The following is a 21,181-nucleotide window of genomic DNA, read 5'->3' as shown; positions in this document are numbered from 1 at the left end:
TTGGAGGGATATAATTTTTAAACATAATTACATATTAATAAATATACGTGGAGAAAGTATTAGAGAGGATCATAGTAGAAAGTTTGTGATGTTTTTAAATAACAACTTTATTAGCGTTATTCAATAAAATGTTATGGCAAAATAAAGAAAAGCCATTACTAGAGATATATTATAAAAGGGTGGACTTTAATGAATAATAATCATACTATATTAAACTTTTCAAAAACTGATAAAGTTATTATGTGGTTTGGTTTCCCGCTTATCGGTTTAGTGCTAGGATGGTTTCTTCCGAGTATTGCTAAATGGGCTAGTACTTTACCATGGGTACCTTTTCAAGGACCTTTAAATTTTATTGCATCTTATCATGGAGCGTGGGTAGGTTTCATCACAATGGCACTTGGTTTGGTGGCGGGAATTGCAATAACTTTTTTTTCTATTCATGAAAGTTTAGAAATGACAATAGACGATGAGAAAATTATTTTAAAACTTAGAAATGATGAAATGAACTTAAAAAAGAAAGATATCTCACTCGTATTTATGGATGGCAAGCAAATAGTATTATTAGGTAATGATGAGAAAGAACTTTTCCGATATAAACAAGAGCTTAATAAAAATACAGTGGGTGCTGCATTTTTAAAACATGATTATCTTTGGAGAGAGTGTGAGCCATTTAAAGAAGATTTTAAAAAGTGGGTAGTAGATTGTCCTGATCTATCACCCGCTGCGAATGCTATATTTAAAGCAAGAAAAATTGCGATTGAAGATGGCGATGATGAAGAAGTATTTCTGTTAGCTAAAGAGCTTTGGAAGCTAAGAGTGTCAGTAAAAGAAATAAAAAAGAGTCAATATTATCGATAAAAGACAATAAATAAGGAAAAATGACTTGCCTCTTAAATGTAATAATTATGTTTCAATAGTTTTTTGAAAATACAAGTTATGCCGAAAAAAGCTTGGTAGCAAGTTTTTTTCGGCATTAGTCTTCTGAAAAGAAGTCATATTTAAATTCTTTCAGTAAATGTTTTTGACCGAAAGCTTAGCGGTAGGTCCAGAAGTCTCTTACTTCTATTGTAGAGGAGATATATTCAGGTTTAATTTAATTTTCAGCAGTTGTCCAAACATCCGCTGAAATAGAGGAATCAGTCAAAGAACGCCACGTCCTGTGGCAATTTATCTGTGAAACAACAACAAATGAATGAGTGACCAACATCACGCTATCGCTTCGCTTTCGCGCGAAAAACATCCGTTGCTCCAAAGCCTCCGGACGCAATTATGTAGCGGCATAAGCTACTATCTCCTAACAAATTTAAAATTCTCATTATATATATTGATTCTCCGATTTTCTTCCTTTTCAATTACACCACCCTAAAACATAGCGAAGAACTAGTTAAATGTAACTTTTTTGCATATAGATTGTCCTAAAAAGGGCAAATGATTAGGGAACTTCGATCCTATGCTGAAAAAGTAAGGAAACGACGTATCTCAGTTTTAGTCAGTCCCAGCCTTATTATATTCACATTTTTTAACCAACCAACGTGCAATCTCTTTGCCTCCATGGTAGAAGTTAATCTCATTGACTCTTTGTATAGATGTAACTAGGGTTTCTTCCGTAACGCCAAAAGGTATAACCCCTAAACATTGGTGTGTGTTGTGTGGGATCTTTTTGTGCTTTATCTCAGTTTCAATGTGAGCTGTAGCAGATTTTTGTGCATTTCGGAATGGACGAGTAAGTAATTCTCCTCGTTCCAATGTTGTGCTTGGCGAATAACAATTACCTTTCATTCAACATGCCCCCTTTGTCGTTAGTTTTATTGTACAAGACATGCGGTGGAAAAAGTCTTCATTTACAAGGCTTTAACGAAAACTTAAAGGTTAGTTGATCAATTAAGCCTCGGCATAATTGCGTCCGGAATCGGCTTTGTGCTTAGGCCTGCACGACGCAGGTCAGTTAGCCGTTATCGCATGGATGCGATGATTTTAGGCTAACATCCTATGTGAACTCCTTTCCGATTTTCGTGACATCCGCCGGAGGCATTGGGCCAATACGACGTTGGTCACTCAGTCGTTGCCACAGGACGTGGCGTTCTTAGACTGAGTTCCTCTATTTCAGCGGATGTTTGTATATCCGCTGAAAGAAGTTAAATATGTAACCGTATTCATGCCATTTACGAATAGAAATCATAGAAAACTTGTATGATTTCAAGAGAAAAACTCGTACTCAAACTATTGTGAATTTTCCTAACACAACGTATTATTGTAAGTAGATTTAACGTGAAGGACTTCACATAGTCACGTAATCGTGAGGAGGAATTTTTAATGAGTGCAATTCGAGTAGGTATTGTAGGTTATGGAAATTTAGGGCGCGGTGTAGAGTATGCTATTTCACAAAATCCAGATATGGAGTTAGTAGCGGTATTCACACGTCGCGATCCTTCAACTGTAAACATTGCAAGTAATGCAAGCGTATATTTAGTAGATGATGCTGAAAAATTCCAAAATGACATTGATGTAATGATTTTATGTGGTGGCTCAGCAACAGATTTACCTGAGCAAGGACCACACTTTGCACAATGGTTTAATACAATTGATAGCTTTGATACTCATGCGAAAATTCCTGAGTTTTTCGAGGCTGTAGATGCAGCGGCACAAAAGTCTGGTAAAGTATCCGTCATTTCAGTTGGTTGGGATCCAGGTTTATTCTCATTAAATCGTATACTCGGGGAGACAGTTCTACCAGTAGGCACAACTTATACTTTCTGGGGAGACGGTTTAAGTCAAGGTCACTCAGATGCTGTGCGTCGCATTGAAGGTGTTAAAAATGCGGTACAATACACATTACCAATTCAAGAGGCAGTAGACCGTGTTCGTAACGGTGAAAATCCTGAGCTGACAACGCGTGAAAAGCATGCACGTGAATGCTGGGTAGTTCTTGAAGAAGGTGCAGATGGTGCGAAAGTTGAACAAGAAATTGTGACGATGCCGAACTATTTTGATGAGTATGACACAACTGTAAACTTTATTTCTGAAGAGGAATTTAAAGCAAACCACACAGGCATGCCACACGGTGGATTCGTTATTCGTAGTGGAGAAAGCGGCGCTAACGAAAAACAAATTCTAGAATTCTCATTAAAACTTGAAAGTAATCCAAACTTCACATCTAGTGTTCTAGTAGCATTTGCTCGTGCAGCACATCGTCTAAACCAAGCTGGAGACAAAGGTGCTAAAACAGTATTCGATATTCCATTCGGTCTGTTATCACCAAAATCAGCAGCTGAATTACGTAAAGGGCTTTTATAATTTTAACCTATTAAACTACCCGATTATCATTTAGTTGATAATCGGGTTTTTCAAATTAGCAATTCATTTTGTTAAATCTCTATTTAGGTAAACTATAAATGAAAGCACCATCAAAAGCTGGGAATTAACGACTGAACAATTGCTAACTTTATGTAAATTGTTATACAAATTATCGGTTCGCATTTATTGCATGTATTGTTAAATTAACCCTTTTTTAAAACGCAAAGTACTCTCATTTGGTTTGAAAATTCAAGTCATTTTCCCCAGTGGGAAGAGTCAGTCAAGTTTACTCAAACTTTGATAAATATGAAAACGCAGAATTAGTTTACATTTACAATCCTCTAAATAGCGGCATAGCAAAGGTTTTCATATCTATAGAAAAACAAAACATGAATCAGAATCCATTTTGATTAATCCGTTCAAATGTATTCAAAGTAAACGTAACTTTTACAGTTATAATTGAGGAGAAAAAGGCCTAGATTATGTGACTATAACTGAAGGTAGTGATTGTAAATCTTGTGAAGTATCCAGATCAAACATTTCATATTGGCGATAAGGTAAAATTGTTCTATGATGGTAAAATAAAGGATAAAGCGCCAAGTAGATTACTACATATACAACAGAGCTACTTTGGTGATATTCACCAAGTTGCTTAGTATAAAAATGATAGATTGTGGGGAGTTTCATATGGGAAAAGTGAATTTTTTGAATAGTGAACTAATTCATAAAAATGCAGAAAATAGTTTTTTATTACACGGAAATAAAATAAAAGAATTACTACCAGAGGCTGATATCCAGCATGTTGGTAGTTCAGCAATTCCTAATTGCATGACTAAAGGTGATTTAGATATCCAAGTACGTGTTCATGCTGAACAATTTTCGAAAGCCGTAGAACTACTTTCAAATTTATATGAAAGAAATGATGAAAGTGTTAAAACAGCTACATTTAGGGCATTTAAAGATGATACAAGTAATCCTCCTTTAGGGATTCAATTAACTGTAATTGATTCTGAGTTTGATTTCTTTTGGAAATTTAGAGACGTGTTATTGGCAAATTATAAATATCGTGATGCATATGATAAATTGAAGAATGAGTACGAAGACAAATCAATGGATGCCTATAGGGAAGCTAAAGATATCTTTTTCCAAAGATTAATGGAAACTCCTGAGTTTAAGAAATACGATAAATAATATTGATTATTCATCGGATAGTAAGGAAACTTGAAAAAAAGTTGGTAACGGTAAAATCAATTTGATAAACTTGAAGTACCAAGCGAAAACTCCACTCGTGGTTTGTCTCAGCAACAATTGCGATACGTGAGTTTTCGCTTTTATTCGATATATAAATGTAAAGATTTCATAAGAGCATCCCCTCGTTACTATGAGGAACTCATAAAAGATTTTAACTCTGAAGAATTGTAACCTTACATAACCAGTTGATGGGGAGGTTATCACTTAAATGACGACAGACATTATTATTCAATCAAAATGTATTCCACCGAGTCCGTCTAATCATTGTATTAGTAGAGCTACATTAATGAGAACATTAAATAAAAGCTTAGACCATAGTTGCACGCTTATTCATAGTGGAGCTGGATATGGCAAAACAACAATCCTTACACAATTTCTACATGCACAATCAAGCAAATTTTCCTGGTATAGTGTGTCGGAGGAAGATGATAATATATTGCCGTTTTTAAGGCATTTATTTTTTAGTATCATACGAATTGTTCCGGGCTTCGGTCAAGAATTTGATGCTTGGAATCAATTATCCCGTTTTCCTAAAATTGAAGAACTTAATCGTTGGTTTAAGCTGTTTGTCAATAGTTTATGTGAAATCGAAGAAGCAATATTAATTGTCATCGATGACTACCATCTCGTTGACCATGAATTTCATATAAATTATGTGATGGAAAAAATAATTGAGTTTTCACCACCGAATGTTCACTTTATCATTGCCTCTAGAACGATGCCGAATTGGGATATTTCGAGGAGATTAAAGGTACAAAAGAGATTACTTGTTATTGCAGAAAGAGAATTAGCATTTTCCTCAGAGGAGATCGCTGTTTTTTTCGAGGATTATGCAGAGGTGCATTTAACAGAGGATGAAATAGCTAAGGTTGTGGAAATTACAGAGGGCTGGGCAATTAGTATTTCTTTGTTAGCCGAACAATGGAACAATGAGACATTAACTCATTGGTTAACTATTTCTACAAATGATCTTTTCACTTATTTATCGGAGGAAGTTTATCTTAAGATGTCTGCATTTGAGCAAGAGGTATTATTAAAGCTGGCGATTTTCCCCACTTTCTCAGAAGAGTTAATATCGCAATTTTATAGTACGGAAATTGCACAGGTGTTAAAACTGTTTGTCCAGCGACATTTATTTATTCAACCAATCACAAAGGATGGTTTGTATCGTTTTCATGCCTTGTTTAGTCGATTTTTAGAGGCAAAGTGGCCACAACAAAATGCTTCCCAGTATGTTGCATTGCATAAACAAGCAGCATTGCATTATGTAAAACAAAACAATATTCAAGCCGTTCTTCATCACGCATTTAAAACGAATGATCAGAATTTTTGTGGGGAGCTATTACAAAATCATGCTGAAAGTCTAGTCCGTGCTGGGCAATTTGAATGGTTATTAGAAAAGATAAACAGATTTACAGCTTACGAAAAATCGGAATATTATAAATTGTATTATTTTGAAGGTGAGTGCCATCGCTATCGTGCTTACTATGAAAAAGCGAAGTTGTCGTATGAAAATTGTGCATCCATCGCAAAAAGTAAAAGCGATTATCTCTTTTTGACAAAAGCACAGGCAGGTTTAGCACATATTTACCTCGATACAATTCAGCCAGCATTGGCAGAGCCACATTTAAAGAAGGCTTTAGAGTTAGCGGATCATACGCCGTTAAACAAAGAGGAACTTCTCGAATTGCAACGTCAGTATGCAGAAAATCTTGTGAATCTAGGGAAGGCGAAAGGCGCACAAGTATTTACCGATGAGGTTGCTTTAACGGAGGACGTGCTACAAAGAGCAAATGTTGATGTTCGAATATTGTTAAGAACAGGACAGCTACTAGAAGCGAAGGAATTACTGACGAAGAGATTGGAATTACCACCACAGCTTGTCGCGACACATAGAGAGAGTGAGCTGCTAGCATCATTTGTCTATGCGCTTTTAGGGCAGGGGAAGGATGCATGGTATGCCGCCCAACATGGAATTCGTAGGGGGCTACGTGAAAAATCGGTTTTTATTGAGGCTGTCGGCTATATTCGCAAAGCACATGCTTATCTATTAGTGGATTTTCCTGATCATCAAGGAGCCTGCCAAGCTTATGAGAAAGCTCTAACATTGATGAATACTATTAATATTTCTCGCGTAAAAGCAGAGCCTTACATGGGACTAGCAATAGTCAAACATGCGCAAGGTGATATGATCTCAGCTAAAAAATATATAGCCCTTGGCTTACAGGAAACAGAGCAAGTACAAGACGCGTGGATGACCGCTCTAATATTAATTGCTGAGGTGAAAATCATTCTTTCTCATCATGAATATGAACGAGCCGGACAATTATTAATAAAGGCACAGCGATTATTTCACGACTGTGGTGATCAAAATGGTGTAATGCATGTACTATTCTTTCAATCTGTCATTGCTTTCAAAGAAAATAAACCGCAACAATTCAATCATTATTTTCAGCAGTTTGCACAGTTATGCATCGCAAATGGCTATGACTACTTTTTACAAAGGAAAACCATTCTCGGTCCAGCGAATGCGATTATTTTTTATGAGCTTTTACAATTTAGTAGAAAGTGTGATGGGGAAAATGCCGCTATTTTGACGATGCGCAGCTATTTTCAGGTTGAGAACAATATCATCTATCCTGATGAGGAAATGCAGGTGAATTTTTTAGGAAGTCTAAATTTAACAAGAAATCATCGGAAGCTTGAGGATAAAGAATGGCAGCGCGATAAATCGAAGGAGCTTTTTGTCTATTTATATTGTCATCGCAATCGTTTTACGCCAAAGGAAGAGATTGCACAGGCGCTGTGGCCAGAGCGAAATGTTGATTCACTCGATCGAGATTTTAAAGTTGTCTTGAATACGTTATTAAAGGTTCTTGAGCCTAATCGAAATGCGCGTCAAGATAGCTTTTTCATTCAGCGGAAAAATAATATGTATCAATTGCAGCATACTCAATTTCTGCAAATCGATGTCGAGCGCTTTCTCTATTTTTATGAATTAGGGATGGAGGAGTTTGAGCCACAATTGTCAAACGAGTGGTTGTATCTTGCTGAAACAAGCTATACGGATACACTATATGCTGAAAAAAAGCAGTTAGATTGGCTTATACAGGATCGAGAAAAGCTCCAATCATTGTATATTGAAGTTCTGGAAAGATTAGCACAAAATGCGACGAGGCAGCAAAACTATAAGCAAGCTATTATTTATGCAGAAAGAATGATTCGTGAAGATGCATTATGGGAAGAAGGCTATCGCTTGTTAATGTATAGTTACTATCAATTACAAAACCGCTCCCTTGCATTAAAATGGTATGAAAAATGTGTGCAGCAATTAAAAAGGGAACTAAATACAACACCGATGGAATCGACGATGATTGTTTATGATTTGATAATGGGCTAGTTACTATCTCGATAGCGAGGGGGTGATTTCCGTTCCCACTGGGCGCTTTGTAGCTGCCGCTACGCTTTCGCACAGAGCAAAGCTTCTTGAGGGCGTCCGATGAGTCTCCAGTCCCCGCTCCAATCAACTAGCTCCTTCAAGGAAAAAGCATAACAACTTTTGATGAACATTTATGTGTATTAATCAACAATTTTTATAATAATTGGAGGAACTACTATGTCATTTTGTAAGGTAAGTAAAGCGAATATTTACTATGAAGTGATTGGAACCGGAACACCAATCGTAATGCTCCATGGCTATTCGCCAGACCATAGATTAATGAAGGGATGTATGGAGCCTGTTTTTGCCGAAAGGGAAGGCTGGAAACGAATTTATATTGATCTTCCAGGAATGGGCATGACGACAGACTATGAAAAAATCAATAACTCAGATGAAATGCTAGAGGCCGTTGTAGAACTAATACACGACTTACTACCAAACGAACGTTATTTATTGGTAGGAGAATCTTATGGTGGATATTTAGTGCGAGGAATTATGAGAGAGTATCATGAACAAATATTAGGGGCTGCGTTTATTTGTCCGTTAATTATTCCTGATAAACAAAATCGAACTGTGCCTGAACAAAGTGTTGTCTCGGCGGATAAAGAATTTATATCAACATTAACAAAAGAGGAACAAGAGGATTTCAGCTCACATCTCGTCGTCTTGGATGAATATAATTGCCATCGTTATACGAATGAAGTGGTAGCAGGGCAAAAAAATGCAGATGTGGAATTTTTAGAAAAAATCCAAAAAAACTATCGTTTTTCTTTTCCTGTAGATGAAATTTCATTTGATAAACCTTGCTTATTTTTGTTGGGCAAACAGGATTCAATGGTTGGTTATAAGGACGCTTTTGATATTTTAGATAAATTCCCACGAGCAGCCTTCACAATTTTAGATAAGGCTGGGCATAATTTGCAAATTGAACAAGCGAATTTGTTTAATAGCCTTATGTATGAATGGTTGGATAGGCTAGAGGAAATTAACGATTGAAATACATTTTAAAAAGACAGACAGAATGAAATCCTTTGTTCGATTGTAGAATTCACTTATTCAATAAATTCAAGGGATTCTTTCTGTCTAATTTCTTTTCACGTATTTTCCGCATTGGAATCTATATCAATTCTTATAGTCTCAAGTCTTTCTTTAGTGACTTTGCCCTCGTTATCCATTTTACGAATTATTGGCGTAATGAAGATTGCGGAAGCATCAGCATTAAAGTTATTTATTATTGCTTGCCCATTTGAGTAATCATCGGTTACTTTTGTCGTCGTCGTTTCTGTTGTATCTTCATAATGGTTCTCTAAATTATCCACTATGTCTAAAGTTATAAATTCAGTAGCAAAGTCCATATCACAGCTAAAGTAAATGTGCGCTGAATTTCCAGAAATCGAAATACGATTAAAAATAAATTCATGCTGTTTTGAGAACAGAGTTTTGTGAATTTTTAAATCATTTATTGGTAATATGGAAGCTAGAGATGGAAAATTTACTAAGCAAGCTGAGCTTATTCCAATAGCAAAAATTGAGGCAATTGCCCATTTACGGATTTGCTTTGGTTTTGATTTCTTTTGTAAAACGGTGTTAATTACCTTTTGCTTTTCATTTTTTGAAACCACCACTGGTACGATATCTTCTATATCTAACTGTAAGATACTTTTTTCCTTACTCATATCCAGCACTCCTTTAATTTAGGATTTTTAGCAAGCTTTTTCTTTCCTCGATATAAACGACTTTCCACTGCAGATTTTGTCATATGTAAAATTTCTGCTATTTCACTATTTGAATATTCTAGATAATACCTCATTAAAAATAATTCTCTATCTAAATCAGGTAGATGCATTATTTCAAGAAGTAATTGTTCTTTTGCATACAATTTATCCAGTTCTTGTTCAATATTATTTGAAGCAATAAGTGGTGGAATATTATCCATAGGCAGTGTAGCAAGTTGTTTTTGCTGTTTTCGGTAAATATCAATCGCTTTATATTTAGTAATCATCCCTATCCACTTTTTAAAATCCGCTTTGCTCCCGATGAAATAAATACTTTTTTGCCATATTAGAAGAAATACATCATTTACACATTCCTCTATTAGCATGTAATCAGACGGTTTGTCTAAAATTTTCAAAGTAATTGCCTTCACAAATCCTAAATAGTGTTCAACTACATATTTAAGAGCATTTTCATCATGTTGTTGAAGGCGTTCGATAAAATCATTCATTTTGTCACTCCTTATGATCGTTATACATACTATAACGAAATTTTTATGGAACACTCGCGCATAAATGGAAAGTTTTTTCTGTATTTGATTGAAAAGTATCTTTTATTCCGATAAATCTCTCATCCCCGCAAAAATCCAACTTTCGTCGCAGAGTTGTTAGGCTCAAGTGATGAGCCTAACAACTTGTAACTAATTTGTAACTGGAGTTTTATATAGTGTTTACATAGCAACGAAAGCGCTTTCTTTTTAGTTCATTATGAAAGGGGATATGGGATGAAGAAGCATTGGTTATTTGTGCTTTTATTGATGTTGACGATGTTGATGGTGGCTTGTAATTCGGATGGGTCGAAGGATAGTTCAACAGGTGATAAGGCTTCAGATGATGACACAAAAGGAACTAAGGAGGAAGGGGGAACTATTAAAATCGGCGTGCTTGCGTCATTAACGGGTGCTCTTGAATCGTATGGGAAACAAACGCAGCATGGCTTTGATTTAGGAATTGAATATGCTACAGGCGGCACGATGGAGGTTAACGGAAAGAAAATTGAAGTTGTCTATGAAGATACAGAAACAAAGCCTGAGGTTGCGGTTCAAAAAGCGACGAAGCTATTAGAAGATGACAAGGTTGATTTTTTAGTAGGCTCTTCTAGCTCAGGTGATACGCTTGCTGTTTTACCACTTGCGGAAGAGTACGAAAAGATTATGGTGGTGGAGCCTGCGGTAGCGGATAGTATTACGGGCTCAGAATTTAATAAATATATTTTCCGTACAGGTCGAAATTCCTCTCAGGATGCTTATGCTGCAGCGGCAGCAATCGCGGGAAAAGGTGTTAAGATCGCAACGTTTGCGCCGGATTATTCTTTTGGCTTGGACGGGGTAAAAGCCTTTAAGACGGCTGCGGAAGAGTTAGGTGCAGAAATTGTTTTAGAGGAATATGCAGATCCGGCAGCGACTGATTTTACGTCCAATTTGCAAAAAGTAATTGATGCTAAACCAGATTATTTATTTGTTGTATGGGCTGGTGCAAACTCACCGTGGAATCAAATTGCCGATTTAAAAATTCAAGAAAAAGGCATTAAAATTTCAACAGGTGCACCAGATATTATTGCATTGAAATTTATGAATCCATTAATTGGTATGGAAGGGTTCTCTGTTTATTATCATACGTTACCACAAAATGATGTGAATAAATGGTTAGTTGACGAACATAAAAAACGCTTCAATGACGTTCCAGATTTATTTACGCCAGGAGGCATGTCTGCAGCCATCTCGATTGTAGATGCTTTGAAAAAATCAGAGGGTGATATAGATGCGGAAAAACTGATCGGCATTATGGAAGGGATGTCATTTGAAACACCAAAGGGTACGATGACTTTCCGAAAAGAAGATCATCAAGCATTACAGTCGATGTATTCGATCCGCTTAGAAAAGCAAGATGGGGTAGATTATCCGGTACCAGTGCTAGTTCGTGAGCTTAGCCCTGAAGAAACAGCCCCACCGGTTATGAATTAATGAAATTGGAGACAGAAAGCTTTATTATTCTGTCTCTCTTCACCCACTTTCATATGAGAATGGGTGAAGAGAGTTAGAAGTACTAGAAAGGAGAATACGATGGAACCCATTTTACGAACAGAAAACTTAACCATTCGTTTTGGCGGACATATAGCTGTCGACCATGTGAATTTTAATATGCCGGAAAAGCACTTGAAGTCAATTATTGGACCAAATGGAGCTGGGAAAACAACCTTCTTTAATTTGATAAGTGGAGAGTTAAAGCCAACTGCCGGGGATGTCTATTTTAAGGGGCAATCACTTGCGCAAAAATCAGCAATTGAAAGAACACGCATGGGGCTAGGGCGATCATTTCAAATTACGAATGTTTTCCCGAACCTGACAGTATTAGAAAATGTCCGTCTGGCTGTGCAATCCAAGGAGAAAGTTCGTTATCAATTATTTCGTCATTATAAAAGCTACAAGGCAATTACAGAAAAAGCGGAGGAGCTATTAACACTTGTTTTGCTTGACAATAAAAGAGATGCACTCACGACAATGCTATCTCATGGGGAAAAGAGAAAGCTTGAGATTGCGATGCTGTTAGCACTTGATACGGAAATTCTTTTACTAGATGAACCAACGGCAGGTATGTCCTTAGAGGAGGTGCCGACGATTTTAGAAGTGATTCGCACGATTAAAAATCAAGGGGATAAAACTATTCTCCTCATTGAGCACAAGATGGATATGATTCTAGATTTGTCGGATTCGATTATGATGCTATTTAATGGCCAGCTTCTTGCAGATGGAACACCAGAGGACATTATGAAAAACGAGACCGTACAAAACGCATATTTAGGAGGTCTGTACGATGAACACCTTACTGAAATTAAGTGATGTCCACACATATATCGGGCAATACCATATTTTGCAGGGGGTCAATTTTGAGGCAATGGAAGGGCAAGTAACTGTACTGCTTGGCAGAAATGGAGCAGGCAAAACGACCACTTTAAAAACGATTATGGGGTTAACACCTGCCTCAAAGGGAGAAGTTGAATTTCGCTCTCATTCTATTAAGAAAAACCCTACCTATAAAGTAGCTAAGTTAGGAATAGGCTATGTTCCTGAAAACCAAGGAATCTTTGCAGATTTAACAGTAGAGGAAAATATGAAAGTAGCCATGCGTAAAGAAGATACAGCTACTTTAGAGAGGCAAAATTATGTACTGGAGCTGTTTCCAGACTTAAAAAAATTTTGGAAGAAGGCTGGCGGACATCTTTCGGGTGGTCAAAAACAAATGCTATCCATGGCACGGGCATTTATCAATGATAGTAAGTTGATATTGATTGATGAGCCTTCGAAAGGATTAGCGCCCATTGTGGTAGAGAAAGTAATGGAGGCCATTGTTGAAATGAAAAAGCAAACGTCCATCGTTCTTGTCGAGCAAAACTTTATGATGGCGAGCCGAATTGGTGATACGTATACATTGATTGATGATGGTAGAACCGTTCACTCAGGGAAAATGCAAGATCTTATCCATCATGAAGAATTAAAACGAAAATATCTTGGAATCGGATAAAGGGGGTGTACTTTATTGGAGCTATTCGTCAATTTAGTCATTAATGGCCTTGCAACCGGCATGTTAATTTTTTTGCTGGCGGCTGGCTTGACGTTAATTTTTGGATTAATGGACGTTTTGAACTTTGCACATGGTGGTTTATTTGTTTGGGGGGCTTATGCGGGGATCTTTACGTATATGTTCACAGAGAGCTTTCTTATTGGAATTGTAGGTGCCATCGTAACGGGAGCTTTATTAGGACTCATTACAGAAAAATTAATTATTACACCTGTGTACGGCAATCATATTCAGCAAATTTTAATTACATTAGGGCTGATGCTCGTGCTGCAGGAGATGATTAAAGTTGCTTTTGGTCCAAATGGTGTGGCAGTGAAAACGCCGAGTTATTTTGCAGGCAGCTGGGAAATTGGAGACGTTATTATTATTAAATATCGATTATTTATTATTATTGTCGGTTTTATCATTTTCGGTATTTTCCAATACATGCTAAAAAAGACGAAGGTCGGGCTCATCGTTCGTGCTGGTGTACAGGATAAAGAGATGGCACAGGCGCTTGGTATTAATATAAAGCGAGTGTTTTTATATGTGTTTATGGTTGGTGCGGCACTTGCAGCACTTAGTGGTATGTTAATGGCTCCGTATTCAGGCGTCATTTATGCAGAAATGGGCATGGAGTATGCGATTTTAGGTTTTATCGTTGTCGTAATCGGAGGAATGGGCAGTTTTTCAGGCTCGCTATTAGCAGCTATATTAGTAGGTTTAGCAGGTAGCTTTATGGCTTATTATGTGCCAGTGTTATCGCTTGCGGTCAATATGATTTTAATGGCTATTGTATTAATTTTCCGTCCACAAGGCTTATTTGCTATGAGGAAGGAGAGATCAACATGAAAATGAAGCTTTCATTGCAGCATCTATGTTTTTTCCTCATGTTAGCTATTTTAGTGCTTCTCCCTTTCGTCAATGACTCAAGGACGCTCATTATTTTATTAACGCAAATCTTTATTTTCGGTATTTTAGCGATGAGCTATGACATTCTCCTTGGCTATACAGGAATTGTTTCGTTCGGGCATGCAATGTTTTTTGGTTTAGGTGCATATACAACCGCTGTCATGCTGAAACAAATGGAGCCAACACTCTCAACATTTTTCTTATCGATTGTAGTCGGCATGTTACTAGCAGGCTTCATTAGCTTTTTAGTAGGATTACTAACGCTTCGATTAAAAAGTCATTTCTTTGCGATGCTGACATTAGCTTTTTCAGGACTATTTTTAGTTGTGGCAGAAAAATGGCGTTCTGTTACATACGGAAATGATGGCTTTACGTTTAGAGCACCCGAAATATTTAGAGATCGAATGACGTTTTATTTCTTCGTGCTAGCATGCTTAGTCGTTATTTTTATTGCGCTATATCGCTTCGTGAACTCACCAACTGGTCGAATTTTAATTGCTGTTCGGGAAAATGAACAACGAACAAAATCATTAGGCTACAACACTTTGTACTATAAAGTGATTGCTTCAATTGTCGCAGGTACTGTTGCAAGCTTAGCGGGTTCCTTATATGCTGTGTCACTCCGTTTTGTCAATACGAGTGTGATGACAATGGACATTACTTTAGATGCATTATTAATGACGATTATTGGCGGTGTCGGCACTTTAGTTGGGCCATTATTAGGATCGGCTGTTATTGAATATGCACAATATGCACTTTCAGGGTTAGCTCGTGATTATCCAATATTTGAACGTTGGATTATCTTCTTTGGGATTCTTTATATTTTAGCAGTTATCTTTTTCCCAAAAGGAATTATTGGATCCTTACGTATGATGTTTTGGAAATGGCGATTAAAGCGAAAAGGAATAAATCAATCATCGGTTGCCCTGTCGCAGGAAAAGGAGCGATTTGAATGACTGTAGGCATTGTAAGTACAGGAATCTATATTCCGCAGACGAAAATGACGTCAAAAGAAATTGCGATGCTTTCCAATATACCAGAGGATGTTATTCGACAAAAAATGGGTATTTATGAAAAGCCTATTCCTGGTGAGCACGATCATACGGTTCAAATGGGGATATGGGCCGCGCAGGACGCTATACGCAAGGCTAATATCGACCCGAAGGACATTGATGTTGTGATCTATATGGGAGAGGAGCATAAAGAGTACCCTTTGTGGACTGCCTCGATAAAAATGCAGGAGGAGCTAGGGGCTGTAAATGCTTGGGCATTTGATGTGCAATTAAGATGCGGTACGACCATTATGGCACTAAAGCTAGCGAAAAGCTTAATGGCGTCGGATGATTCCATTCATACCGTACTCTTAGCTGGTGGCTATCGAAACGTTGATTTTATCGATTATAGCAATCCTCGAACACGCTTTATGTATAATTTAGCAACTGGTGGAGGCGCTATTCTTTTACAGAAAAACTATGATAAAAATCACTTATTAGAGGCGGATATAATGACGGATGGCTCATTCTCAGAGGATGTAGTCGTGCCTGTAGGCGGTACAAAAAAACCTTTGACGCCTTCTCATTTAGAAAATAAATTGTATCAGCTCGATGTGATTGACCCAATTGGAATGAAGGAACGTTTAGAGCAAAAATCTTTAAGCAATTTTTTGAAGGTAATTCGAACATCTTTAGCGAAAAGTGGATTCAATGAGGGTGATGTTGGTTATTTAGCGATGCTTCACATGAAAAGATCTGCTCATGATTATATTTTATCAGAACTTGGGTTAAAGCAAGAGCAGTCCATATACTTGCAAGAGTATGGTCATATCGGACAGATTGATCAAATATTATCATTGCAGCTAGCATTACGAGAAGGCCGTATTTATGATGGCGACATCGTCACACTTGTTAGTGCGGGGATTGGCTATGTATGGGGAGCGATTACTATTCGATGGGGATAAGGGGGAAATGGAATGTTAAAAACTGTTGAGCTATCAAATGGAGAAACGATTGCGTATCGCAAACGTCAAGGGGGAGAACGTGTTTTATTATTGATTCACGGTAATATGACATCATCCAAACATTGGGACGTTCTAATCGACGCGTTGGATGAAAAATATACAATTTATGCGCTGGACCTACGGGGCTTTGGTAGTTCATCTTATCATAAACCAATTTCCGCGATTAAAGATTTTAGTGATGATGTGAAGCTTTTTGTGGATGCGATTAAATTGCAGCAGTTTGACATGATTGGTTGGTCAACGGGCGGAGCTGTATGTATGCAGTTTGTCGCACAGTATCCAGGCTATTGTCAGCAGCTTATTTTACTAGCCTCGGCATCTACGAGAGGCTACCCATTTTACACAGATTTAGGTACTGGCAATCAAGCGGCATTAAAAAGAGCTTTTAGCTATGAAGAAGTACTCGTTGATACATCTAAAACAAAATTAGTACAAGGCTTCTATGATTCGAAAGATGTGCATGGCTTACAGTCGGTCTGGAACGCACTTATTTACACACAAAAACAGCCTAGCCAAGAACACTATCTGACATATGTGGAGGATATGCTGACACAACGAAATTTAGCGGAAGTTTATCATGCCTTAAATGTCTTCAATATAAGTGCTGTTGATCATGATGTCGCAAAAGGCACGCATGAAGTACAACAAATTACCATTCCAGTTTTAGTGTTAAGAGGGGATCGTGATTACGTAATAACAGAAGGGATGAATGATGAAATAATGCTCGATTTAGGTGAAAACGCACAATTCGTTAGTTTAAAAGACTGCGGTCATTCCCCATTAATAGATGATTTACCACAGCTGACATCTGAAATTGAAGCGTTTTTAGAAATAGGAGGAAAAAAGTATGCGTTTAAACAATAAAGTTGCCATCATTACGGGAGCCGCGAATGGGATTGGCTATGCTGCTGCGGAACGGTTTATTGAAGAGGGTGCATTCGTTGTTATTGCAGATTTTAATGAGGATGCAGGGGTTTCTGCAGCCAAACATTTAGGGGATCAAGCATTATTTGTGCAAGTAGACGTTGCAGATAGAGAGAGCGTCAAAAACTTAGTAGTAACAGTCATAGAGAGAACAGGCCGAGTCGATATTTTAGTGAACAATGCGGGTATTACACGTGATGCGATGCTAACAAAAATGACGGAAGATCAGTTTCATCAAGTGCTTGATGTGAATTTGACTGGTGTTTTCAATTGTACGCAAGAGGTCATTCCACATATGATTGCCGCCGGAGGGGGAAAAATTATTAATACATCCTCTGTTAGCGGGGTTTATGGCAATGTTGGTCAAACGAATTACGCTGCTACAAAGGCTGCTATTATCGGCATGACGAAGACTTGGGCGAAGGAATTAGGGCGCAAGGGGATTAACGTTAATGCGGTGGCTCCTGGTTTTACAGAAACAGACATGGTGAAAAAAATGCCAGAAAATGTGCTAGCACAAATGCGTTCTGTCGTGCCATTGCAAAGATTAGGAACACCTAGAGATATTGCCAATGCCTATTTATTTTTAGCATCTGATGAGGCTTCCTATGTCCACGGTCACACGCTTCATGTGGATGGAGCAATTATGATGTGATAAGGAGGCTTTCAAAATGTTTGTTGAGCAATCCTGGATATTAAAACGTGCATCGTTAACACCTAAACGAATCGCATTGGTAAACCTAGAAACACAGGAGCAGTGGACTTATCAGCAACTAACAGTGGAAATCACAAAATGGTGTCATTTTTTTGAGCGCCAAAACTTGCGAGCAGGAAGTCGTGTTGCCGTATTTGCGAAAAATCACATCCAGCTTTTTGCTGTCTTATTCGCATGTGGATTAAGAGGACTGATCTACGTGCCACTGAACTGGCGTATGAGTGCAAAGGAATTACATGATATTTTGACAGATGCTACGCCTTCTTTACTGCTTTTCGATGAAGAAATGAATTGTCCTGTATCTTTAGAAAATATGCATTCACTTCGTATAGGAAGTGAAGCAGCTACTCTCAGCATCCGAGAAGTAGACCTGAATGATCCTTGGCTAATGATTTACACTGGGGGTACAACTGGCAAGGCAAAAGGTGTTGTCCTATCCTTTAATTCTGTGAATTGGAATGCGATTAATACAATTATTAGCTGGGGCTTGAATGATCGTGATTGTACGTTAAATTATATGCCGTTGTTTCATACAGGCGGTTTGAATGCTTTATGTATACCGCTATTAATGGCTGGCGGTACAGTGGTGATTGGTGATAAATTTGAGGCAAAAAACGCTCTTCAGGCGATTAATAAGTATAAGACTACAATCTCACTATTTGTGCCAACAATGTACCAAGCGATGATTGCAACGGAGTACTTTAAAGAGAGTAGCTTCCCGTCAATGAACGTATTTTTATCAGGAGGCGCACCATGTCCGTATCCAATCTATGATGCATTTTTTAAGAAGGGGCTATTTTTTAAAGAGGGTTATGGCTTAACAGAAGCGGGGCCCAATAATTTTTATATTTCTCGAGAGGCAGCCTGTTTGAAAAAAGGTGCCGTGGGGAAAAGTATGCAATTCAATGAAGCTAAAATTATGAATAGTGCTGGAGAAAGCTGTGCGCCCAACGAAGTGGGAGAGCTATTCGTTAGAGGCAAGCATATGTTTCTTTTTTACTGGAATAATCAGCAGGAGACTGAAAAAATCATGCATGAAGGTTGGTTGAAAACCGGTGATTTAGCTATGATGGATGAGGATGGTGACTTTTATATTGTCGGTCGTAGTAAAGAGATGATTATTTCTGGCGGGGAAAATGTGTACCCACAAGAAGTCGAGCAATGTATTTTGCGCCATCAACTAGTGCATGAGGTAGCTGTCATTGGAGTAGCTGATGATTATTGGGGAGAAATCGTAGCGGCCTTTATCGTTTGTAAGAATCAGGATGACACTATATTAGAGGAAATCAAAGAAATTTGTAACAAGCATCTAGGTCGCTACAAGATCCCTAAAAAGATAATCGTCATTGATGAATTGCCAAAAACAAGTGTCGGAAAAATTGATAAGAAAACATTACAAATGTATGCGAAAGCTGCGAAATAATCAATTACGCCATGGCGTGATTGTAGCTGACGCTTTGCTTTCGCTACAGAAAACATTTGTAGCTGACGCTTTGCTTTCGCGCAGATAAACAATGCGTCCGGATTTTGAATTGTGCTCAGGCCTGCACGAGGGCCGACACGAAGTCGGTCATTTCGGTAATGCCACAGGACGTAGCGTTTTTACCGATGCAGGACAGTTAGCCGTTGTCGCGAGATGCGAGGTTGTTAGGCTAACATCCCGAAGGCCTTGGGCAAACAGGATGTTGGTCACTCTGTCGTTGCCACAGGACGTGGCGTTCTTAGACTGAGTTCATCTTCTATGAACACCTCTAAAAAGGAACCACATCCGCATTCAGTTCATCACATTTAGACAGTGGCATCTTCTACTGAATGAAGGTAAAAAACGCTTGGAAATTCAGGCGTTTTTTTGTTTTTATTAATGAAATGTTTCCTTCATTCTCTATTCGAGGAAGTCCCTTGAAGATGTGAATAAACGGATAGGGGAGGCTATTCAATTGGACCAGGTTTTTGAGAATCCCTTGTGTAATTATGATAAAATATTGCGAGTGAAATCAGATTTTTAACGATTTTCAGTAACAAAGAATATATTTCAGAAATGAAGAAAGGTCAGTACTACTATGGAAAACATAACAAATGTAGAAAAATTGGAATCAATAAAATCCTTACAATCGACAATCAGCAAACTCGAAAATGCCTTGTCTCAGATGACCGAGAAAGGCGCAAATACTACTTTAGTAAAGAAACGACTTAAAGCTGTTTGCATTGGATTAGCGATGCTAGAAAATGTATGGAATCACAGCCCCCATCATTATACCCAAGAAGATTTAGCCGTAGCGCGCAATGTTCTCGCTGGTTTAATACCATCAATTGAGAACATATACATGAAGTCAAAGGCTGGTAGTCCCCAAAGAACGCTTTTAAAAAGAAGGATTAAAGCGTTGGAACTAGCGGTTCAAGCGATTGATGACCATTCAATAAGTTAAGATAATGGAGAAAAATTTGAAACAACTAACTAATCGTATACATTATTTGCCGCATGATCCTGATACAGATCGACCAATACTGTCTGCCATTTGTGGGGATCACCAAACCTTAATTGTAGATGCAGGAAATTCTGATAAACATACTAAGTTATTTCTTGATGAACTTAATCAAAGTCAAATTGCTAATTATCATTCTGTAGTATTAACGCATTGGCATTGGGATCATAGCCTTGGAACAAATCAGATGAATCTCTTAACAATTGCACATGAAAACACAAAAATGCATCTTGAAAAAATGATGGAATATGATTGGTCAGATGAAGCTTTAGATAATCGTGTCGAAAAAGGCCTAGAGAATCAATTTTGTTCCGACATGATTAAAAAAGAATTTGGAGAAGACAGAAATATTACCATCAAATTACCTAGTATTACTTTTAAAGATAAATATGAGATTGAATTAGGTGGTATTCGGTGTGTAGTCAAACATGTCGGTGGAGATCATTCTGAGGACTCATCAATTATTTATGTAGAAGGAGAAAAGGTACTTTTCTTAGGGGATTGCTTGTATCCAAGTATTTACACACAACAACCACAATATAAAGTTGAAAATGTTAGACATCTCTTAGAAAACATTGAAATGTTTGATGCCGAATTTTATGTACTTTCACATGAGCCCCCATTTTCTAAAGAGGATTTTATGGGGTATATAATGTTGTTAAAGTTAATTTGTGATTTAACAGAAAAACATCAAGGAAACCATTCGAATTTAGTTAATGAACTATCTACTCAACTAAATCGCAATTTAAGTCAGTTAGAAGAAGAAATAATATATTGTTTTAGTAATGGGTTAATAGTTGATTAATTATAGTTACA

At 37.6% G+C, this 21,181-nt stretch carries 20 protein-coding genes; 17 read left to right on the top strand and 3 right to left on the bottom strand.

Annotated elements, in window-relative coordinates:
• The first annotated feature begins 189 nt into the window (after positions 1–189).
• On the top strand, positions 190–858 hold the full coding sequence (locus tag ABNX05_RS01460; protein ID WP_349658061.1) for a YqeB family protein: 669 nt from the start codon (positions 190–192) through the stop codon (positions 856–858).
• Between the two features lie 627 nt (positions 859–1,485).
• On the opposite strand, the gene ABNX05_RS01455 is transcribed toward ABNX05_RS01460, so the two are convergent.
• Positions 1,486–1,779, bottom strand: a complete 294-nt coding sequence (locus tag ABNX05_RS01455) for a hypothetical protein (protein WP_349658060.1) — start codon at positions 1,777–1,779, stop codon at positions 1,486–1,488.
• A gap of 534 nt (positions 1,780–2,313) precedes the next feature.
• On the opposite strand from ABNX05_RS01455, the gene ABNX05_RS01450 reads away from it, so the two are divergent.
• The 5 genes from ABNX05_RS01450 (at position 2,314) to ABNX05_RS01430 (ending at position 8,980) form a co-directional block, all read left to right on the top strand.
• Entirely contained in the window at positions 2,314–3,294 is a 981-nt protein-coding gene (locus ABNX05_RS01450) for a diaminopimelate dehydrogenase (RefSeq protein ID WP_197140991.1), read from the top strand.
• A gap of 503 nt (positions 3,295–3,797) precedes the next feature.
• Positions 3,798–3,950: a hypothetical protein gene (locus ABNX05_RS01445; RefSeq protein ID WP_349658059.1), complete on the top strand. Its 153-nt coding sequence runs from the start codon at positions 3,798–3,800 to the stop codon at positions 3,948–3,950.
• A gap of 31 nt (positions 3,951–3,981) precedes the next feature.
• Entirely contained in the window at positions 3,982–4,485 is a 504-nt protein-coding gene (locus tag ABNX05_RS01440) for a GrpB family protein (RefSeq protein WP_349658058.1), read from the top strand.
• A 268-nt stretch (positions 4,486–4,753) separates the two neighbouring features.
• Positions 4,754–7,945 (top strand): AfsR/SARP family transcriptional regulator, encoded by a 3,192-nt coding sequence (locus ABNX05_RS01435; protein WP_349658057.1) that lies wholly within the window; start codon positions 4,754–4,756, stop codon positions 7,943–7,945.
• 216 nt (positions 7,946–8,161) lie between these two features.
• Positions 8,162–8,980, top strand: coding sequence for an alpha/beta fold hydrolase (locus ABNX05_RS01430; protein WP_349658056.1), 819 nt, complete (start codon positions 8,162–8,164; stop codon positions 8,978–8,980).
• Positions 8,981–9,078: 98 nt separating this feature from the next.
• Here ABNX05_RS01430 and ABNX05_RS01425 read toward each other — a convergent pair whose 3' ends face one another.
• Both ABNX05_RS01425 and ABNX05_RS01420 read right to left on the bottom strand, forming a co-directional pair.
• Positions 9,079–9,660: a hypothetical protein gene (locus tag ABNX05_RS01425; RefSeq protein WP_349658055.1), complete on the bottom strand. Its 582-nt coding sequence runs from the start codon at positions 9,658–9,660 to the stop codon at positions 9,079–9,081.
• Entirely contained in the window at positions 9,657–10,208 is a 552-nt protein-coding gene (locus tag ABNX05_RS01420; RefSeq protein WP_349658054.1) for a sigma-70 family RNA polymerase sigma factor, read from the bottom strand. Before ABNX05_RS01420 ends, ABNX05_RS01425 begins: the two co-directional genes overlap by 4 nt.
• 273 nt (positions 10,209–10,481) lie before the next feature.
• Here ABNX05_RS01420 and ABNX05_RS01415 point away from each other — a divergent pair, with 273 nt between their 5' ends.
• From ABNX05_RS01415 to ABNX05_RS01365, 11 genes are all read left to right on the top strand, one after another.
• A complete protein-coding gene (locus tag ABNX05_RS01415) occupies positions 10,482–11,720 on the top strand; it encodes a substrate-binding domain-containing protein (RefSeq protein WP_349658053.1) in 1,239 nt (412 codons plus the stop codon).
• A 99-nt stretch (positions 11,721–11,819) separates the two neighbouring features.
• Complete coding sequence (locus ABNX05_RS01410) at positions 11,820–12,596, top strand: ABC transporter ATP-binding protein (RefSeq protein WP_349658052.1); 777 nt, start codon at positions 11,820–11,822, stop codon at positions 12,594–12,596.
• Positions 12,571–13,278 (top strand): ABC transporter ATP-binding protein, encoded by a 708-nt coding sequence (locus ABNX05_RS01405; protein ID WP_349658051.1) that lies wholly within the window; start codon positions 12,571–12,573, stop codon positions 13,276–13,278. Before ABNX05_RS01410 ends, ABNX05_RS01405 begins: the two co-directional genes overlap by 26 nt.
• 15 nt (positions 13,279–13,293) lie before the next feature.
• A complete protein-coding gene (locus ABNX05_RS01400; RefSeq protein WP_349658050.1) occupies positions 13,294–14,166 on the top strand; it encodes a branched-chain amino acid ABC transporter permease in 873 nt (290 codons plus the stop codon).
• The gene (locus tag ABNX05_RS01395; protein ID WP_349658049.1) at positions 14,163–15,182 is read left to right on the top strand and encodes a branched-chain amino acid ABC transporter permease; all 1,020 of its coding nucleotides are present in this window, start codon (positions 14,163–14,165) and stop codon (positions 15,180–15,182) included. The genes ABNX05_RS01400 and ABNX05_RS01395 overlap by 4 nt, the downstream gene beginning before the upstream one ends.
• Positions 15,179–16,183, top strand: coding sequence for a 3-oxoacyl-ACP synthase (locus tag ABNX05_RS01390; protein WP_349658048.1), 1,005 nt, complete (start codon positions 15,179–15,181; stop codon positions 16,181–16,183). Before ABNX05_RS01395 ends, ABNX05_RS01390 begins: the two co-directional genes overlap by 4 nt.
• 12 nt (positions 16,184–16,195) lie before the next feature.
• Complete coding sequence (gene phaZ / locus ABNX05_RS01385) at positions 16,196–17,107, top strand: intracellular short-chain-length polyhydroxyalkanoate depolymerase (protein ID WP_349658047.1); 912 nt, start codon at positions 16,196–16,198, stop codon at positions 17,105–17,107.
• Positions 17,091–17,822 (top strand): 3-oxoacyl-ACP reductase FabG, encoded by a 732-nt coding sequence (gene fabG, locus ABNX05_RS01380; protein WP_349658046.1) that lies wholly within the window; start codon positions 17,091–17,093, stop codon positions 17,820–17,822. The genes phaZ and fabG overlap by 17 nt, the downstream gene beginning before the upstream one ends.
• A gap of 16 nt (positions 17,823–17,838) precedes the next feature.
• Complete coding sequence (locus tag ABNX05_RS01375; RefSeq protein ID WP_349658045.1) at positions 17,839–19,305, top strand: class I adenylate-forming enzyme family protein; 1,467 nt, start codon at positions 17,839–17,841, stop codon at positions 19,303–19,305.
• A 637-nt stretch (positions 19,306–19,942) separates the two neighbouring features.
• On the top strand, positions 19,943–20,308 hold the full coding sequence (locus ABNX05_RS01370) for a hypothetical protein (protein ID WP_349658044.1): 366 nt from the start codon (positions 19,943–19,945) through the stop codon (positions 20,306–20,308).
• Positions 20,309–20,312: 4 nt separating this feature from the next.
• A complete protein-coding gene (locus tag ABNX05_RS01365; RefSeq protein WP_349658043.1) occupies positions 20,313–21,170 on the top strand; it encodes an MBL fold metallo-hydrolase in 858 nt (285 codons plus the stop codon).
• The last annotated feature ends 11 nt before the right edge of the window (positions 21,171–21,181 follow it).

The sequence above is a fragment of the Lysinibacillus zambalensis genome, from assembly GCF_040183165.1.
Lineage (GTDB): Bacteria > Bacillota > Bacilli > Bacillales_A > Planococcaceae > Lysinibacillus > Lysinibacillus zambalensis.
This window is presented reverse-complemented; position numbering and strand designations above follow the sequence as displayed.

What these genes read in the sequence shown, in the direction of transcription:
- ABNX05_RS01415 (WP_349658053.1), top strand. Translation starts at nt 10,482, where the DNA reads ATGAAGAAGCATTGGTTATTTGTGCTTTTATTGATGTTGACGATGTTG.
- ABNX05_RS01395 (WP_349658049.1), top strand. Translation starts at nt 14,163, where the DNA reads ATGAAAATGAAGCTTTCATTGCAGCATCTATGTTTTTTCCTCATGTTA.
- ABNX05_RS01420 (WP_349658054.1), bottom strand. Translation starts at nt 10,208, where the DNA reads ATGAATGATTTTATCGAACGCCTTCAACAACATGATGAAAATGCTCTT.
- phaZ (WP_349658047.1), top strand. Translation starts at nt 16,196, where the DNA reads ATGTTAAAAACTGTTGAGCTATCAAATGGAGAAACGATTGCGTATCGC.
- ABNX05_RS01440 (WP_349658058.1), top strand. Translation starts at nt 3,982, where the DNA reads ATGGGAAAAGTGAATTTTTTGAATAGTGAACTAATTCATAAAAATGCA.
- ABNX05_RS01405 (WP_349658051.1), top strand. Translation starts at nt 12,571, where the DNA reads ATGAACACCTTACTGAAATTAAGTGATGTCCACACATATATCGGGCAA.
- ABNX05_RS01390 (WP_349658048.1), top strand. Translation starts at nt 15,179, where the DNA reads ATGACTGTAGGCATTGTAAGTACAGGAATCTATATTCCGCAGACGAAA.
- ABNX05_RS01460 (WP_349658061.1), top strand. Translation starts at nt 190, where the DNA reads ATGAATAATAATCATACTATATTAAACTTTTCAAAAACTGATAAAGTT.
- ABNX05_RS01435 (WP_349658057.1), top strand. Translation starts at nt 4,754, where the DNA reads ATGACGACAGACATTATTATTCAATCAAAATGTATTCCACCGAGTCCG.
- ABNX05_RS01450 (WP_197140991.1), top strand. Translation starts at nt 2,314, where the DNA reads ATGAGTGCAATTCGAGTAGGTATTGTAGGTTATGGAAATTTAGGGCGC.
- ABNX05_RS01430 (WP_349658056.1), top strand. Translation starts at nt 8,162, where the DNA reads ATGTCATTTTGTAAGGTAAGTAAAGCGAATATTTACTATGAAGTGATT.
- ABNX05_RS01365 (WP_349658043.1), top strand. Translation starts at nt 20,313, where the DNA reads ATGGAGAAAAATTTGAAACAACTAACTAATCGTATACATTATTTGCCG.
- ABNX05_RS01370 (WP_349658044.1), top strand. Translation starts at nt 19,943, where the DNA reads ATGGAAAACATAACAAATGTAGAAAAATTGGAATCAATAAAATCCTTA.
- ABNX05_RS01375 (WP_349658045.1), top strand. Translation starts at nt 17,839, where the DNA reads ATGTTTGTTGAGCAATCCTGGATATTAAAACGTGCATCGTTAACACCT.
- ABNX05_RS01455 (WP_349658060.1), bottom strand. Translation starts at nt 1,779, where the DNA reads ATGAAAGGTAATTGTTATTCGCCAAGCACAACATTGGAACGAGGAGAA.
- fabG (WP_349658046.1), top strand. Translation starts at nt 17,091, where the DNA reads ATGCGTTTAAACAATAAAGTTGCCATCATTACGGGAGCCGCGAATGGG.
- ABNX05_RS01425 (WP_349658055.1), bottom strand. Translation starts at nt 9,660, where the DNA reads ATGAGTAAGGAAAAAAGTATCTTACAGTTAGATATAGAAGATATCGTA.
- ABNX05_RS01410 (WP_349658052.1), top strand. Translation starts at nt 11,820, where the DNA reads ATGGAACCCATTTTACGAACAGAAAACTTAACCATTCGTTTTGGCGGA.